Raw genomic sequence first — 17,849 nt, forward strand, 5'->3', positions numbered from 1 at the left:
CAGCCCTGCCCACAGCTTACAGCCTGTACAACATCCAGTAAATCATAACTCCCGTGACCGACACGTACAGCCAGATCGGAAACGTCACTTTGGCCCAGCGGCGGTGGGATTCCCAACGGGCCTGTAGCCCATTGCGGATCGTCACGATGGTCAAAAAGGGGACGGCAGCCGCCAGCACAACATGTGTCCACAGGATGCCGAAGTACGTCGACTTCAGCGACGCGGGTCCGGAATAAGGTTTCCCGCGAATTCCCGCATAGGCATTCAGTGAATAGTGATACAGGAGATAGCTCGCCAGAAAGGCCATCGATACGCCAAAGGCGGCGAGCATCAGCTGCTTGTGAAGCCGGGTGTTCCCCGCCTTGATCCCCACAAATCCGGCGAGTAACAGCAGAGTGGCAACGCCATTCAGGAAGGCATTCACCTCCGGCAGTCGACGAGCCCACTGCGGGAGCTTGTCGAGCGGGTCAGCCGGTTCGGCCGCGGGTGCGCTCTCGCGGAGCTTCTCCAGTGCCGCCAACGAATCGAGCGTGGCGGGTCGGTACTTCAGCGGCGTCTCGATCTGCCCTTTCAGAACACGCTTCAGCGTTGTCAGTTCGGATTCGACTCCGCTGTTGTAGCGGCCGAGGATCTTGCCATCCGCCCCGACATGCACCAGATGATTGTTGTGGGCGAACTCCATCCCCGGCTTGCGTGCGGAACCGACCTCTTCCCAAGCCTGAACCTTCAACCCCTTCCGGATCAGATCCCAGACATTCTCCGGAGTCCCCGTGACGAACTTCCAGCGATCGCCATCCGCCTTCCAGATGTCGGCGTACTCCTTCATGACCTCGGGGGTATCGTTTTCGGGATCGACCGTCAGCGTAAAGAACCGGACATCGGTCCCTTTGAGCTCTTCGTTCAATTCCATCATCCGCCGACAGGTCTGCGGACACTGCATGATGCAGCGTGAAAAAATGAAGTTGGCGATCCAGGGTTTCCCCAGCATCGATTCGCGCGTGACCGGCTGGCCATTCTGATCAACGAGGGTGAACTCACCCACCGTTTCCGGATCCCAGGGGACCGCCGGGGAATCTGGTGTCAGCTGCACAAACGGCGGAACGGCATCCGCTCCGTTCAGGTCATCCGGTGACTCACGCTGCGCACAACCGGCTGTCAGCAGCAGGCCGCACAGCAAGCTCCAGATTCCGGGGGACTTCCAGATTCTCATATCATCGGGACTCTACAAAAACTCGAACTCACTCACCTGCCGGGCGGTGCATGACCTGCAGCAGTCACTCTCCGACCGGCGACTTCACACACCCTCATGTCACGGCGGGATCGCGCCGTGTGAACCAGATATCCAGCAGCAGGCAAACCGCCGCGAATCCCACGGTCACCAGCAGCGACAACCAGATCGGAGGGAGCGTCAACGACGTCGCGCCCCCGCTGCTCAGACAGGCCCGCAGACCGGCAACACCATAGGTCAATGGGTTCAGGGCGATAATCCACTTCATCCAGGCACTTCCCGTTCCCGGAAAAAAGGCGCCCGACAGCAACCACATCGGCAGCAGCACAACGCTCATCACCCCGTGATAGCCCTGCACCGAGTCGATCTTCCACGCAAAGAGGTATCCCAGCGCGGTTAGTCCCAGCGAGATCATGGCGAGGAAGAAGACTGCCCCGGCAACATGCAGGGGAGAAATGTTCAGACTCATCGCCGGTGCCAGACCAACGAAATGCAACAACGGAGCGATGATCAGAAACAGGAAGGCCTGCAGCAGTGCGAGGAAGGTCCCCCCCAGCACTTTCCCCAGCACGATCGAGGCGCGGGGAACCGGGGCGACCAGCACACCCTGCAGAAAGCCTTCGTTGCGATCCTGAATCACTGAGATCGACGAGAAGATCGAAGTGAACAACACGATCAGCACCGCGATTCCCGGGAGAAAATACTCCTGAAAGGACATCGCCGAGGAAGGTGACTCTCCCAGCTGAAACGAACCGGCGAGCCCCGCCCCGAACAGGATCCAGAAGATGATCGGCTGGCCGATCGCCCCCATCACACGCGACCGCTGACGGAGAAATCGTACCACCTCGCGGACTGCCAGTGTCCACGCCGGCAGCCACCACCCCTGGGTGGCGTCTGACTGTCCGACGGCATTTGTGTTTGCAGACATTGTTCAACTCGATTATGGATTCCGCGGTCGGCGGAGCCCCCGGCTCCCGTGCCGCATGGTGGATACTGTGACCGTGGTGACTTTGGCCGTATTGACTCGTGCCGAGGTGACTGCGACCGCGGTGTCTTGTCTTCGCGAACATCGGGAGGGAGGGGACTCCCGCCGGTGATGAGTGGCCACAGGGTCGAATCGACTCACTGCTCCCCTGGACGGCACTTATTTTTTCTTTTTGCCTGCGGGCTTTTCTTCTGTCTCCGCTTCCTGCAGTCGACGGCCGGTCAACTTGATGAACACATCTTCCAGCGTCGGCTTGCCGAGTGTCAGCGAACGAAACTCACCCGGAAAACTGGTGGCAATCTGCCCCAGCAACTGGTGTCCCTCTTCCCGCTCGATCCGCAGCACGTCGCCGACCCGCGTGACCGACAACTGGAAGCGATCCTGCAGTTTCTGGCTCAGTTCCCCGGGATGATCGGACTGAATCGTCAGGCTGTCTCCCCCGACCTGTTCCCGCAGCTCATTCGGAGTCCCTTCCGCAATCAGCTTGCCGAGGTCCAGAATCGCCAGGCGGGTGCAGCGTTCGGCCTCTTCCATCAGATGCGTGGTGACCAGCACCGTGACCCCCGATGAATCGCGCAGAGCCTGCAACGTCGTCCAGAGATCGTGCCGGGCTCCCGGATCGAGTCCGGTACTCGGTTCATCGAGCAACAGAATCTGCGGCGAATGCAGCAACGACTTGGCGATTTCCACCCGCCGCTTCAAACCGCCCGAAAGTTTCTCCGCGAAGTCACGGGCCCGGTCCGCCACCTTCAGTTGTTCCAGCACTTCGCTGATCCGCTGCCGCAGTCCGCTACCCCGCATGCCGTAGAGATGTCCCTGATGGACCAGATTCTCCTGCACGGTCAGTTTGCCATCCAGACTGGGTGACTGGAAGGTGACGCCGATCAGCCGCCGGACGCCATCGGGATCGGTCGCCAGATCCCGTCCCCCGATCCGGGCCGAGCCCTGCTGCAGCGGCAGCAACGTCGACAGCACCCGGAAGAGAGTTGTTTTGCCGCTCCCGTTCGGACCCAGGAGACCAAAGATCTCCCCCTCCGGAACCGCGAAACTCACCCCGTTCAGCGCGACTCGCTCACCATAGCGGAACTGCAGATCTTCAACGTGCACAGCGGGGGGCATGAGTTTATCGACCAATCAAAACGTCAGTGAACGGGAGGAACTCGCTTTGAACAGGCCACGGATTGCGACCGGGTCTGTCCCCGATGGAAGTCATCAGGTTAGCAGATCGGCACAGGTCCGTCTGGTCAGGGAGCCGGCCTGGCCCGTGCGGCAGACCGGAAAGGGACAGCGCTCGACCGATGCGAGCAATCAATGCTGTTTGGCAGGAGCGGGGGCGTCTCCGGCGGCTTCGTGCGAGTCGCCGTGAGCAGCGCGGTAAGCTTTTGCCTGAGGAGCTTCGTTCGTGTAGTAATGGAGTGCCATATCCGGAGCGAGGGCCGTCATCAGCCCCACCGCCAGAATCGCCGTCGGTGCGAGAATAATGAACTTCCACCGCCCCTCAAATTTCAGGTGCATGAAGTAGGTCAGCACGAAAAGTGCCTTTGCAGCTGCGACAGCCAGCACGAAGATCACCAGCAGCCACGGGGTCAGATGGACGACGTCGAACACGACGGAGAGTGCCGTGCAGACGCAAAGCGCCATGAAGATTCCGAAGTAATTCACGTGCGGATGGGATTCAGAATGTGCGTGATCCATGGCCTGCTCTTGCTCCCGCGACGACTGGATTCACATGACTTGCGATCCCGTCAATCACTCTGATTCGTCCCGATGTCCTGAGTGGCCTGCTGGGACCTCCAGCCGCCACCTTCCTTCCGGAATCCTGAGTCCGGAAATCCACTTCCCTCGTAGACCTCAAATATTTCCCGGAATGATGTACAGCAGCGGGAACAGGAAGATCCAGACCAGATCCACAAAGTGCCAGTACAGGCCGCTGTTTTCGACCCAGTCGCGCCACTTGTGGTTGAGCCTATTGCCTGCCCACAGAGCCATCCCGAACAGAATCATGCCTACGATCACGTGAATGGCGTGGAACCCGGTCATTAGAAAGTAGGTCGACGCAAACAGGTTCCCGTAGACAATCGGATGATGCAGCGTGACCGATTTCAGCAGCTTCGCGTATTTGTAGGACTCGTCGCCGATCTCTTTTTCTTTCACAACCTGCCACTTCCCCTGATCATTGCGGATGGCGGCTTCACCCGGTTCCAGCTTCGGGAAAACGCTGGCTGCGGCCCCAGCGGCGTGACCAGTGTGAGGAGTGGCAGCGTCGGCCTGGGCCGAAGCGTGATGCCCTTCAAAGTCGGCGATGGCAGCGGCGTTGGCCAACACTCCGGTGATCTGCTGATCCCCGACGGTGAAGGTGCCGTAGTGGTGCAGGTCGTACATCAGCTGACGGGCCTGCGGAAAGATCATGGTATTCGCCGAAACCTGATCGCGGTATTTCGCGAACTCGGTGTTCAGATCGTTCCAGGCGGCCAGCTGGGCCTTGCGGTCGCCGGTTGCGGTATCCAGTTCCTGCTGCAGCTGTGCCTGCTTGATGTGCAGCGGCTCTTTGCCGGGAATCAGTTTGTTCAGGCGGGCATCGAGGGCCTGCTGCCAGTCGTGCTGCAGAATTCTCAGGGACTGCAGATCGGTTTCGGGAATCTTCCCCGGGAGAATGCGATGAGCAAACTTGCCGTAATATTCGAAGCCCTTGATGCCCAGAAACAGGCAGGCGAGTGCGAACGTCAGGATCAGAAACTTGCGGGCGCGGTCATACTTACCCAGGACCATCGCTTCATGGGCGACTACCACGAAATAGCTGGAGGCCAGCAGCACGAACGTGTTCAGCCCCCCCGCCCAGATTTTGATATGCGTCACGTTGGTGTCGGTCGGCCAGCCCGGCGAACCGAAATACAGCACGATGTATGTGCCGATGAACGCCGTGAAGAACATGATCTCGGTGCCGAGGAACAGCCACATCCCGAGCTTCGAATTCGGAATCGGCAAGCCCATTTTGACAGCCGGAGCGGCGTGACTGTGTGACATCGGCGATTCACCCTGGAGGCAGAGCCTCCGTGATCGAGAGTTCAGTTCAGCAGCCGCAGGTGATCCCACGTCAGTGTGAGCAGCACCAGCGGCAGATACATTAACGACACCCAGAGAACTCGTCGCGCTCCGCGGCGCGTCTCATCCCCCTGAAACAATACCGACGATCCCAGATACAACAAACCCAGTACGACCGCGACCGCTCCATAGACATTCCCGGCCAACCCGAGACGGCAAGGGAGCAGACTGATCGGAATCAATGCCAAGGCATATCCGGTCGAGACCGCGCTCAACACTCCGGGCCGACCACGTCCCGGAACCATTTTCAGGCCGGCCGCATCGTACTGGTCCTTGTAGATCCAGGCGATTGCCAGAAAGTGGGGAAACTGCCAGACGAACAGAATCGCGAACAGGCTGAACGCCCCCCAGTCGAGGGGAGCACCGGATGCCGTCCACCCCAGCACGGGGGGGAGCGCACCGGGAATCGCACCGATCGCAGTGCACAGTGTCGTGTAACGTTTCAACGGCGTATAAACAGCTGCATACATCACGATGGTCAGCAGGGTCATCGCCGCTGTCAGCAGGTTGACCATCACCGCGAGATAGGCCACCGAGACCACCCCGCACGCCAGACCGAACAGCAGCACTTCCACGGCGGACAGCCGGTTTGACGGGAGCGGACGGGTGCTGGTCCGCAGCATGTAGGCGTCGGTGTGCCGCTCCAGATACTGGTTCAGCGCACTGGAGGCGACGACCGCCAGCAGAATCCCCAGGCTCGCATGCAGAAATCCGGCGAGCTGCCAGACTCCGCCGCTTCCGAGCAGATAACCGACGCCGGTCGCCAGCAGCACCATCAGGGCAATGCGGCCCTTGGCCAGTTCCAGATAGGCCGACAACCGGGACGTTTCCGCGGCAGGGGAACAGTAATCGAGTGTCGCGGTTTCGCGTTCACGAGTGACCGGAGGTGCGAGAGTGCTCATCGAGCCCCTCCCTGTCCGGCCAGACCACTCGAGGCGGGACGGAGCACGACCTGCGGGGCAGTTTCAGGCTGTGTCAGCCCCGCCACGCGGAAAACCTTTACCAGATGTACCACCGCCGCCATCATCACCAAAGTTCCCCAAACCATATGCGTCGTACGCAAGCTCACTTGCTGAATGGAGTCCGCAACGGCCACGTAGCCGAGCCGGGCAAAGCCATATTTCGCCACCCACGCGGACAAACCCAAACCAATTTGGCCCAGCGTCGCCACAAATAGCAAGGTCGATGACCACTTTAACCATTTCCCGGAACGGGACCACGCCACAAATAAATTCACACTGATCAGAACCAGAGCCAGAATTCCCAGCCCGAGGTGTTCATGGAGGGCCGAACCGCGGTGCCGAATAAAGCTTCCCAGCACGTATTGCAGGGAGAGAACCGCCACAACGGCCACCGCCATCGGCTTCAGCAGTCCCGGACCGGTCAAGGACGCATCAGCGGATGCCTGTTCCCACTTCCGGCTGGTCACCGCAGCGAATGTCCCCATTAGTGAGAAGACCGCCGCGGCAAAGATCCCATGCAGCATGGCCAGTCCCCGCTCATCCAGCTGCACCCGCATCCCTCCCAGCAGTCCCTGACAGATCACTCCCAGCAAAATTGACGCTGCCAGGGATCGGACCCACATTCGCGATTCCACACGCCAGGTGTAGATCACCAGCCCGATCGACCAGATGCCGATCAGCATTCCGGCCAGCCGATGCCCATGCTCCAGGAACTTGTCCCAGTTCCGGGCGAAATCGCGCAGCCAGGGATACGTCACCATCAGATAGCCGTCTGACGTTGGCCAGTCGGTGAACGCCATGCCGGCATTCTTGGTGGTGACAAGGGCCCCGAACGTCAGCGTAATCAACGCGATGAAAATCTCGCTGACAGCAAATCGATGGAGTCCGGGATGAAACTGTTCACTCTTCATTGCACTCAAATCAAACACTCGGACAGACGGGCCGCATCGGGCAGCGGCGATTCATGAACAGGACTCAAGACTCGTCCCTTTGATGCCGGGGTGGTTCCGTCTGCGGCCAGTAATCGGAGTCGTGGTTCGGGTCGGAATACTCATAGGGTCCACGATAACAGACGGGCGGAACATCGAAATTCCCGTGGCCCGGGGGGGACGGCGCGGACCATTCCAGTCCGTTGGCATGCCACGGATTCCGGCCCGCCTCTTTCTTCGAGAACCAGCTCAACACGAAATTCCCGATCAGCAGGAACTGGGCGACCCCCATCAGGCAGGCGCAGACCGTCATGAACTGATTCATCGGCAACAGGTGCTCGAGGTACGGATACAGATACGGATTGGCATAACGTCGCGGCATCCCGGCGATCCCCAGCAGGTGCATGGGGAAGAACGTGCCGTTGAAGCCGATGAACGTCAGGAAGAAGTGCAGCTTGCCGACGGGCTCATTCATCAGTCGACCGAACATCTTCGGGTACCAGAACTGGATGGCACCAAACACTCCGAACAGAGTCGAGCCAAACAACACGTAATGGAAGTGCGCCACAATGAAATAGGTATCGTGAATGTAGATATCCACCGGGACAGCGGCCATGAAGATGCCGGACAGTCCCCCGACAATGAACATCGACACGAAGCCGACACAGTTGAGGAACACGGTGTTAAAGACCGGGCGGCCCCCCCAGATCGTGCCGATCCAGTTGAACACCTTCACCGCGGAGGGCAACGCGATCATGATGGTCGACACCATGAACGTCATCCCGAGTGCTGGATTCATCCCCGAGGTGAACATGTGGTGCCCCCACACGATGAAGCCCAGCCCGGCAATGGCCGCCATCGAATAGACCATCGGCTTGTAACCGAAGATCGGCTTGCGACACATGCAGGAGAGCATGTCGGAAACCATGCCCATCGCCGGCAGCAGCATGATGTACACGGCCGGATGCGAATAGAACCAGAAGAGATGCTGCCACAGCAGCGGCTGCCCTCCTCCCACGGTCGGAGCGGCATTGTTGACGACGATTTCCGCGGGAATGAAGAAGCAGGTTCCGAAGCTGCGGTCAGCCAGCAGCATGAACCCCGCGGCCGTCAGCACCGGCAAGGCGAAGGCCTGCAGAATCGCTGTAATAAACATCGACCAGATCGTCAGCGGCATTCGGAAGAGAGTCATCCCCGGAGCGCGCATGTTGATGATGGTGGTCATATAGTTGACCGACCCCATCATCGACGAAACTCCCACCAGCGTGACGGCCATCAGCCACCAGAACTGGGCCGCCTCGGACCCCGGAGCCGCCTGCGGCAAGGCCGACAGCAGCGGATACGACGTCCACCCCGCAGCCGCACCGGCGTTCATTCCCCCCTTCACGCCACTGAGCGCTTCACCTCCCAGCCCCATTGCCAGTCCAAAGCAGAAAATGGCGGGCCACATGAACCAGTAGCTCAGAGCATTCAGAATCGGAAACGCCATATCGTCCGCACCGATCATCAGCGGGATCAGGAAGTTTCCGAAGGCCCCTGCCAGCACTGGGATAATGACCAGAAAGATCATCACCGTCGCGTGCATGGTAAAGAGCATCGTGTAGAACTCGGGAGAGATCTGCCCCCCCGCAGCGATATTCTTGGCCACCAGTTGGCCGAAGATGGGCATCGACTCCCAGGGAAAGGCCAGTTGCCAGCGCACCCCCAGCGCCAGGGCTCCCCCCACCATCAGCATGACCATCGTCGTCAGCAGAAATTGAATGCCGATGACCTTGTGGTCGGTGGAAAACAGATAGATCTGTTTCAGCAACGCCAGATGATCATCGCTGTGTGCGTGATGATGATCATCCGCGGTTGCGGGATTGACGGCGATGGAACTCATTCCTGACTCCAAATCCTGAACGCCGGGCGTTCGGGTCGATTTCTCGGGACCGTGCGAAGATCCCGGTCACCTGTTTTGTACTGCAGCAGACCAGGCGTCAGTCCTCCTGACCGCTTGTGGTTCTGACCGCCTGCTCACACTCTGGCGAAGGGTCTCGCCAGTTTATTCGTCCGTCTTTTCGGGACGAATTCCGTCAAAGTTCTGTTCCTGATGCAGCGCCCGCAGATAGTCCAGAAACTCCGTTTCCGAGTCGGCCACGAACCGGGCTCGCATCTTGTAATGCCCCCACCCGCACAGTTCCGCGCAGAGCAGCGTATACGTGTCGCGGCGATCCGCCTGAAACCAGATGGGGATGCTCAACCCCGGGACAGCGTCCTGCTTGACGCGCAGGTCCGGCAGAAAGAACGAGTGCTGCACATCCTGGGTTTTCAGATTGATCATGACCGGGGAACCAAACGGCAGATGCAGATCGTTCACGGCATAGAGGTCGGTCGGCTGCGGATCGGGCATGAGTGGCAGGAGTCGCCCTTCGGCGTCGAAGCCCGGATAACGAATACGCCACTCGAACTGACGAGCCGTCACTTCGGCCAGGGCCAGACTGCTGCGGGGCCCTCGCTGCTGATGCAGTCGGGTCAGCACCGCCTCCATCTTGTCCCGGGGGAACATGTCCTTGACGCGATAGGCCGCCCAGACGTCCATCTGATACAGCGCGATGAACAGCAGCACGAATGCGGGCACAATGCTCCAGATCACCTCCAGCGCATGACTGCCGTGTGAGAACCAGGCCTTTCCATCCACATCGGGATCCGTCCGGCGGGCCCCGGTGAACAGGACGTAGCCGAGTCCAATCTGAGTCCCGATAAACGTCAGCGAAGTAATCCACAGGATCAGGTAGAACAGGTCGTCGATCCGGCGGCCCAGCGGTGAAGCAGCCGGTCCCGGAAACCACCAGCCCATTTGTGGCGCGATCCAGCAGGCAATCACCGCCACAGTTGGCCAGAAGACAAAGAAGATGCACCAGAACCACTTCACGTGATCAACCTCGTTGAATTTCCGAAACTCACGGATTGCGGCCGGCCGCTGACGATCCATTCATTCCCGCTGCAGGACGAACCGTCCCGCCCGGCTCGTCGTCACTCTGCCCTGACTTCGTCCCGCGTCGTTGCGTTCACCACCGAACCGCGAAACAGTGTCTCACCGCGCCCCCTCGCAGCTTGGCATCACGACTTCACATTACTGCGAGGCAACTTCCTTCAGTTCTCCAGTCGGGGCCGCCTCCACAGCACCCGCCCCGGCCTGCTTCGGCTCAAAAGGGACGTGGTAAATGTAATTGACCAAATCCCAGATGTCCTGATCTTTCAGCTTGGCGCCGAAGGCGGGCATCGGTGTCCCCTTGATCCCCGCATGCACACGATCATATAGGTCGATCGGTCGACGTCCCCCACGGAAGATCCCGGTATGCAGATTTCTGGGTGCGATCGGATGCCCCCACGCGTCATACAGCCCCGGCCGGGCGTTATCGAGTCCCGTCTCGATATCTTTCGTAATGGAATAGGTCTGCGGACCGTCACCGAATCCCGCCTCCCCATGGCAGGCGACACAATTCAGGTCCGGCGAGAGATACAGCTTCCTTCCCCGGGCAATCGACGCCGCGTCAGCAGAGACGCGGTTTTCCTTGGGAACCACGACCGCCTGTTCCTCCTGAGCGGTCTTCCAGCGGGTCGCGATCAGATCAACAATGCTTTTCACCTCGGCCGGAAACTCATCGGGATTGCTGACGTTGGCGATGAACTCCTGACGGATGCTCTGTGAGGTCTCCACATCTTTCTCGCCAGCCTTCTTCTTCTCGCGGGCGCTGGCCAGCCGTTCGGCAATCGCTTTGTTCGAATAGCCGTCGGAGAGGAACTTCACCAGCTGATACTCCACCTCTCCCCGCATGGCGAGCCACAGGACGTATTCCACAATCGCGTGGTTCTCTTCAGGAGAAAGCAGCTTGAACGACGGCATATAGGTTCCGGGAATGCCGTTTTCGATCACCCGTGCGAGGTCTTGACGACTCGCCCGTTCCGCCGCATGGGTCGACGTGAACTTGAAAATCCCCTTCCGGTAATCGCGCGGCAAGGGGTTGAGGTACTGCGCGGTTGGCCCGGCACCGTCTCCACCGACTCCGTGGCAATGCAGGCAGTGCTGGGCATAGAGAACGCGCCCTTGCACCAGCGTCTGACCTGGGCCGACAACGACCTTGGTTCCGGCAGCCACATCGGCAGCAGGCTTCTTTTCGAGAGTGGCGGTGTGGGTCTTCTCGTTCCAGGACTTGACCCAGGCAGAGTGCGGTTCCTGCTCGGCTCCGGAACCCAGGAACAGCAACTCGGTACCCGCACCGACTTCGCGGTGCGGTTCCGTCAGCTCCAGTGTCACCCGGTCCCCTTTGGCCTCCGTGACCGCTGCCTCCGCCAGATGCGCATCCAGCGGCAGCTGATCCCAGACCACCATGTCGGTCGGTGTGCCGAAATGCGTCTCCAGAACCTTCCGCACATATTCCTGTGCGTAGGGCTGCAGCTCGTCATATTCGGAACGATGCGAGAACTGCGGCTTCCCGCAACCGGCGAGCAGCAGAGCCAGAGAACAAATTGCGACACAGGTTCTCACGAGAAAACCTCAACCTCATACGTTACTGCGCCAGCTTGGACGCATCGACTTCAAAAATTTTCTCGACGACGTGACCCGCTTCGGCATGCACCTTGAAGGACCGCTCCACATACCCGAGCTTTTCCTGCCAGACGATGAACTCGAGATCCCCCTCGGGAAGATCTGCGATTTCAAACTCTCCCTGCTCGTTGGTCAGGGCCGCCCAGTTGTGATCGACCGGCAGAATCCACGCGGTCATCCACGCATGAAAGTCACAACTGACTTTGGCCGGAAGTGCTTCCGGGACTGCGAAAGTAAACTCCAGTCCCTCTTTGTCTCCCGCCTTGACCGTCTGGTTGAAGGAGGCCGCTCGCCCCGTGATATGTACGTTGTGAGCAACGCTGTCCGAGTTCTTCAGACGAATCGTGCTCCCCGTCCGCATGATCTGGGCATGGGGTTCATACACACAGCCATGCTGGTCGAGTTCCGCATGCGATTCCACCGCAGACGACACCGCCCCCCTGGGAGCCTTCTTCAGATACACGAATACGTTCTTGAGCCCCCCCTCCGGTCCCACAACCGCGACTTGCGAGGGGATTTCATGCCTGGTACAGACTTCGTCTTTAATGCCTGCCTGCCCCTGAGAGATGAGGGGGGCGATCTTGGGAGGAGTCCCTTTCACCACGACCTTCCCCTTGAAACGGGCCGGGCCACTCCCTTTAGTGACGGTCGCCGCGGACGGCGCTGCAGCCGGCGCCGCTGTGGGGACGTCTTTTCCGGCGGCAGCTGTCCCGGCAGCTTGCCCCCCGTCGTCAGTCTTCGGAGTAGCCTTCGCAGTGGCCTTCTCCGCGTCGGCAACCGGTTTTTCTTTCTCGGGGGGCTTGGGCTTGGTTGGCGGACCGACCGTGATCTTTACATCCCGTTCACTCACGACCCGCGTCGGAGTCTTCTTCGAGCTGGGGGCGCAGCCGACAATTCCTGCCAGCAACAGCAGTATGCAAAAACGTTTTGTCAGGAGAATTGTCATTGTTCTGAATCACTGACTTCGTGGGTGAAACTCAATCTGCCGGTCCGCCCTTGTCCGTCCCCACGACGAGGGTGATCTCTCTCAGGGAGCGGCCAGTGCCGCTGCCGTGACTTCAATGTTTTTTTCCGCTGTCCCGTCTGCGGGTATCTCGATGGCCAGACTTTTTTCGAGGTAGCCCAGCTTTTCATGCCAGAACACGAACTCCATCTTTCCGGCAGGGACGTTTTCAATCACGAAGGCGCCGTCAGCGTCGGTCAGAGCTCCCCAGGGATGGTCGAGAGCCAACTGGTATCCCTGCATCCACGCATGAAAACTGCAGGTCACAGACGCCGGGTTCCGCTCGGGACGCTGGTACTTCATCTCGACGCCCACCTTGTCACCCGCGGGGATGGACCCCGAATCGTACGACGTTGAGAAGCCGGTGATTTTGACGTTGTGTGCCAGGGGATCCGAATTCAACATCTTGAGTTCCCGGCCCACCTGGATGATTGAAGCGTGCGGCACGAAACGACAGCCGTGCTGATCCAGAATCAGGGGGTCGGCCGGTGCCGGAGGAACGTCGACGTTGGGAACTTTGCGAAGGTAGACAAACACGTTGGCCAGTCCGCCGTCGGCACCGACCAGCACTTTCTCGTCGGGAACCGCCTCGTTCGCACAGAAGGCATCCTTGATCGCCTGCCCCTGCGCAATCAGCGGAGGAAGTGCCGGAACTGTTCCGTTCACGGAGATCCGCCCCTTCAAGGTGCCGAAGCTTTGAATCTTTTCCCCCGCCGCAGCCCCCGCAGTCCCGGCGTCGCCACCGGCGGCTTCGGTGTCGCTACGCAGCAGCGTCACCTTGACCGGTGCATACGCACCCCCGCCCAACCCCTGCCGGCGAACTCCCGGTTCGGAGTCACAGCCTGTCAAGGTTACCAGCGCGAGGGTCAGACTGAGCCCGGTCGCTAATCGGAGGGACTGATCCATAAAGGTCGATTCGATCACTGCGACTCTCCTGCCTGCAGGGTCGCATTTTCCGGGACAAGTTGGGGGATCGCTGTCTTTGCGGTTCCGGGAGCCGGAGCGGCTGCGCCCCCCTCATCGGGAGCGCCGGGGGGATTATAGGTCGTGACGCCGTGCGCTTCGATCAAAGCGGTGTAATTGAACAAGGCATCGACGACCGCCTGAGCCTGACGCAGGTTTTCACCGGCGAAGAGCTCGGTCATCGAGGACTTTCCGCCCGGCGGGAAGTTCACCGGCATCGACGTATAGGGTAGGACCCACTTGGGGTTATTGATCCACAGCTGCACGTACTCAGGCTGCAGTCGCCGTTCCACCCGCTGCAGGTTCGGACCGCGCTTCACCTGAGAAGGGTCTGTCTCAGTTACGGGATTTCCGCCGACCGAGTGGCACTTGCGACAGAGGGGACCATTCAAAACCAGCCAGGAGGCGTCGAGATAATTCTTCTCTTTCGAGTCCGGGAAATCGTGCAGGTACTGCTGTTGTTCCGCCTGCTGGACCTCGGGTTGACGCGGCGGGACCGACTGATACGGGAACGGTGCCCCATCCACGGCGGCGAAGTAATTCGCCAGTGCCCGGGCCTCATCGTCATCCATATTAAACCGCGGCATCCTCAGGACCGTCGTGAACCGCAACTGCTCCGGGTTCTTCAGGAACTGGTACAGCCACGGGGTCTGCACCTTCTTCCCTTCCATCACCAGCGGAGGAGGAGCAGCCTGCCAGGCTTCATTAATGTCCTTGACACCCCGTTCGTTCCCGACCAGCTGTGGAATCAGCCATTGCGCGAGGTCGCCACCCCGGCCGTTGGTCCGGGAGTGGATATTCGGAACGGCCACCGGCAGCGGCTGTCCGGGGAGCATTGTTCGTCCGTCACCGAGATCCACCGCATCCCAGAGTACAAAAGAGTACATCTGGTCTTCGAGCGCCTCTTCAGGATCGGGAAGTGCCTGCGGATACCCGGTCACGCGGAGAATCTGCTCTCCGCCCGGCATGGTCTTACCGGTCAACCCCTTCAAGGGGGGCTTCAGATGCTTGAGGAGATCGAAGGTCTTTTCTTCTCCTTCTGCCAGGGCAGGAACATTCAGGTTGTCGAGCTCCACGCCGAATTCCCAGACCGGCATTTCCAGCATATGACAGCCGGCACAGTTGTACTTCGTAAGCAGCCGCTCCCCTTCAATAATCGCACCCGCGGCACCATCCGGCTGGTAGATGTAATTCGTCGGTGGTGGATCGGCAACGAGCCCCAGTACGAAGGTGCTCACGGCTTCAATATCGGTTTCGCTAAAGGGGAACTTGGGCATCCGCAGCCGCTCGTCCCATCCTTTGGTTTCGGTCTTCATGTAATCATAGCTGCGGGGCTCGCGAAGCTTCTGCCACAGGAAGCCCGCACGACCGTGGTTGATGGCGCTGCTGTAGAGAGCGGCCTCCGTCAGCACGGTTTCACTGACCCGATCCCCCCCCATCTTGTCGTGGACAGCCTTTTCAAGTCGCGCGGCGGTGCTGGAACCATCCGGCTCCCCATGATGATGCAGGAACTCGTGGATGTGCTCGAAGGCCAGCTTGGACGTATCCTTGCGGCCCCAGTCCTGCAGGGCAGTCCCGATCGGGCGAGCCGTTTCAAACTGTGGAATGTCGTGACAGCCGTAGCAGCCATAGCGGGAAATCGTACGACGGCCCACATACTGCATCTTGCGGCGGGTCCATTCCTCATCGCTGACCTGTTCATCCAGACTGCGGGGGGCGAGTTCAATTTCATCCCCCTTAATGAAGTCGCTGAGGCTTTTCCCCTCGGCGTACATCTCGGCATTGACCGGATATCGCTTGTCGACGAAGACCCCTTCCAGTCGCAGTTTGGTCAGTGACTTGGACAGATACAGCCGCACGAGATCATCGAGCGGTGTACTGATGACGAGCCGCTTCTCCTTCACCGCACCATTGCGGGAGACGGAGACATTGACGGTCGTTCCGGCGGCAGCCTTCGTTTCCAGATCGTGCAACTGCCGCGCGTTGGTCAGAGTAGTTCCGTTCCACGAGAGGAGCACATCCCCTTCGTCGATCGGTTCGACGACCCATTTGTCACCCACCTGAACTTCGGCCCGTTTCGCGGGGCTGCCGTCGATCACTTCTTCAATCGTGATGCCGTTGAGTGCCGGAACCTGCTGGGCCACTTCATCCGGTCCGAACTTTTGGCCGGTGACCAGTCCCGAGTAAGAAGCCGCCTGGGCCAGTGCGGGGAATTCTCCCGGTCCACCCTGCAGCAGATACTGTGCGATGTCAGCGGCCGGGTCGATCTGCGTTCCCCCCTCTTCATAGGGAGTCAGGAACAGGTCCGGCATTTTCGTACGGGCGTGATACCGGCTCGGTTCACGAATCCAGGTATAGAGCCAGCGGAAGCCCTCCTCACCCGGCTTGAGCTTTTCGTGGACCCGGGAGAGGTCGGGACCGAAGTCTTCGTGAATGCCCGCAAACTCTTCGCCTGACTTGCTGTGGCAGGCCAGGCAGCCCCGTTTCTTGAAGAGCTGCTCACCTCGCTCGGCATTCGGCACATAGTCCTGCGCTGGCTGGTCGAGAGTGATTGCTTCGGATTTTGCAGAGAGGAACGACGCGATCGCCGCCAGTTCGATGGGCTGCATCAGGGCCGCCATTTCGTCGTGCTGATTCGAGAGCCCAAAGAATTGCGGCATGCGGGTGGTGGGGCGGAACCGCTTCGGCTCAGCGGTCCAGTAGGCGACGAACTCCGGAGTTGTTTTGGAGTCGATGTGCCGCAGCGACGGTCCGACTTTCCGCATCAGCCCCGCATGGAGATTCGGGTCGGCGGCGATTCGGGCCGCTTCCTCAGCCGTCTGCGGTTCCAGCCGCATATCCGGCCCAATCGACTTGTCGCCGTCGAACCCATTGATCTCGTGGCAGCCGAAGCAGCCGTATTCGCGAATCAGGTTATAGCCTTTGAAAACCTTGGGGGCGGAGTTGCCGAACTTCTTGTTCACCCCCAGCTCAACCACGTTGTGATGGCAGCGCAGGCAGGAAGATTCGACGAACTGCTTCGAGAACATCGGGTATTCCCAGAAGTGGTTCGGATGCCAATGCTGCTCGTGAGCCCACTTCTCGGCCACCACCGGGTCCGACGGCGTATGCTCGGCGGCCTGAAAGCTGGTGCCTGACCCGTTTCCATCGTGACAGATCGTGCACCCGAAGCTGCCGACCGGATGGGGGCTTGTGGAGGTCAGGTACAGATCGCCGTTGGGGTGCGAGCAGAACGGCTCGGCATATTCCCCTTGCGGATAATTCGCGACGTTCCCCGCACCGAATTCGGAGATGTTGACGTGGCAGGTCCGACAGCGATCAACTCGCGAGACCCGGGCCATTCCCAGTTGCTGCTTGAGTTCGGAAGGCCAGTCGTACTGAATTTTGAGATGCGGATTGAAGCCGTTGATAATTGGCCATTCCTTGAATTTTCGCTTCCAGGCAGCCAGCGGATCATCTGGCCGGAGCAGTTTCCGCTGCTCGTAGAGAGCAGTCAGATCGGCTTGCAGCTTGACCAGTTCCGCCTTGGCGTTGTCGTAGTCGGCGCTGGCGGCCTGCAACTCGTTCTTCAACTCCTGATGGGCGGTCTTCGCTTGCTCCGCCTCGAGAGCCATTTTACGGGCGAGATCTTCCTGAAGGGCGAAGTCTTCGCGGCGCCGGACCAGGACTTCCTCGGCCACCTGATCGCGCACGGCAATATCGAAGTCGGCCCGGGCTTTGTCCCGCTTGGCGTTCAGACCCTTGGATTCGCGAGCCAGGAATTGCACGCGACCTTCCAGTTCACGCAGTTCGCGGTCTTTCTCGTTGAGCCCGGCCTCTTTCGCTTCCCATTCCTTCTGCGCAGCAGAAATCTTCTCGGTCAGCGCTTCGACCTGTTCCTGGTGTTCGCCGTCGTTCAGGTCTTCAATCTGCCGATCCAGACGATCGACACGCAATTGCTCAGCCTGCGCCTGCAGCTGTTTCCAGCCTCGGGCTTCGTCCTTGTACATCATCAACAGGGTGCAACCGAGCAGCACAATCGCACTGACTGCGAACCATTTGTGCATCCGTGGCAAACTGCGCCAATATTCGTCGGTTGCTGGCATG

The 17,849-nt window shown here is 59.8% G+C and carries 13 protein-coding genes; all 13 read right to left on the bottom strand.

Translation table 11 applies throughout. The features are described from left to right. Positions 1–16 precede the first annotated feature (16 nt). On the bottom strand, positions 17–1,210 hold the full coding sequence (locus SH664x_RS16235) for a DUF420 domain-containing protein (protein ID WP_437202657.1): 1,194 nt from the start codon (positions 1,208–1,210) through the stop codon (positions 17–19). Between the two features lie 94 nt (positions 1,211–1,304). Then, positions 1,305–2,156, bottom strand: a complete 852-nt coding sequence (locus SH664x_RS16240; RefSeq protein WP_437202659.1) for an ABC transporter permease — start codon at positions 2,154–2,156, stop codon at positions 1,305–1,307. Positions 2,157–2,372: 216 nt separating this feature from the next. Then, positions 2,373–3,332, bottom strand: a complete 960-nt coding sequence (locus SH664x_RS16245; protein ID WP_437202660.1) for an ABC transporter ATP-binding protein — start codon at positions 3,330–3,332, stop codon at positions 2,373–2,375. A gap of 189 nt (positions 3,333–3,521) precedes the next feature. After that, positions 3,522–3,908, bottom strand: a complete 387-nt coding sequence (locus SH664x_RS16250) for a cytochrome C oxidase subunit IV family protein (RefSeq protein ID WP_437202662.1) — start codon at positions 3,906–3,908, stop codon at positions 3,522–3,524. 156 nt (positions 3,909–4,064) lie between these two features. Then, complete coding sequence (locus tag SH664x_RS16255) at positions 4,065–5,237, bottom strand: cytochrome c oxidase subunit 3 (protein ID WP_437202664.1); 1,173 nt, start codon at positions 5,235–5,237, stop codon at positions 4,065–4,067. 41 nt (positions 5,238–5,278) lie between these two features. After that, positions 5,279–6,217 (bottom strand): heme o synthase, encoded by a 939-nt coding sequence (gene cyoE / locus SH664x_RS16260; RefSeq protein ID WP_437202666.1) that lies wholly within the window; start codon positions 6,215–6,217, stop codon positions 5,279–5,281. Continuing rightward, on the bottom strand, positions 6,214–7,188 hold the full coding sequence (locus SH664x_RS16265) for a COX15/CtaA family protein (RefSeq protein ID WP_437202668.1): 975 nt from the start codon (positions 7,186–7,188) through the stop codon (positions 6,214–6,216). The genes cyoE and SH664x_RS16265 overlap by 4 nt, the downstream gene beginning before the upstream one ends. Positions 7,189–7,252: 64 nt before the next feature. Continuing rightward, positions 7,253–9,088 (bottom strand): cytochrome c oxidase subunit I, encoded by a 1,836-nt coding sequence (locus SH664x_RS16270; RefSeq protein WP_437202669.1) that lies wholly within the window; start codon positions 9,086–9,088, stop codon positions 7,253–7,255. Between the two features lie 162 nt (positions 9,089–9,250). Then, on the bottom strand, positions 9,251–10,180 hold the full coding sequence (locus SH664x_RS16275; protein WP_437202671.1) for a cytochrome c oxidase subunit II: 930 nt from the start codon (positions 10,178–10,180) through the stop codon (positions 9,251–9,253). Positions 10,181–10,321: 141 nt separating this feature from the next. Next, positions 10,322–11,737 (bottom strand): c-type cytochrome, encoded by a 1,416-nt coding sequence (locus SH664x_RS16280; protein WP_437202673.1) that lies wholly within the window; start codon positions 11,735–11,737, stop codon positions 10,322–10,324. Between the two features lie 22 nt (positions 11,738–11,759). Next, positions 11,760–12,743, bottom strand: coding sequence for a hypothetical protein (locus SH664x_RS16285; RefSeq protein WP_437202675.1), 984 nt, complete (start codon positions 12,741–12,743; stop codon positions 11,760–11,762). Positions 12,744–12,824: 81 nt separating this feature from the next. Continuing rightward, positions 12,825–13,724: a hypothetical protein gene (locus tag SH664x_RS16290; protein WP_437202676.1), complete on the bottom strand. Its 900-nt coding sequence runs from the start codon at positions 13,722–13,724 to the stop codon at positions 12,825–12,827. Beyond that, positions 13,721–17,848 (bottom strand): c-type cytochrome, encoded by a 4,128-nt coding sequence (locus SH664x_RS16295; RefSeq protein ID WP_437202677.1) that lies wholly within the window; start codon positions 17,846–17,848, stop codon positions 13,721–13,723. Before SH664x_RS16295 ends, SH664x_RS16290 begins: the two co-directional genes overlap by 4 nt. Position 17,849 lies beyond the last annotated feature (1 nt).

It is taken from the genome of Planctomicrobium aquicomposti (genome assembly GCF_051466325.1).
Taxonomy (GTDB): Bacteria; Planctomycetota; Planctomycetia; order Planctomycetales; family Planctomycetaceae; genus Planctomicrobium.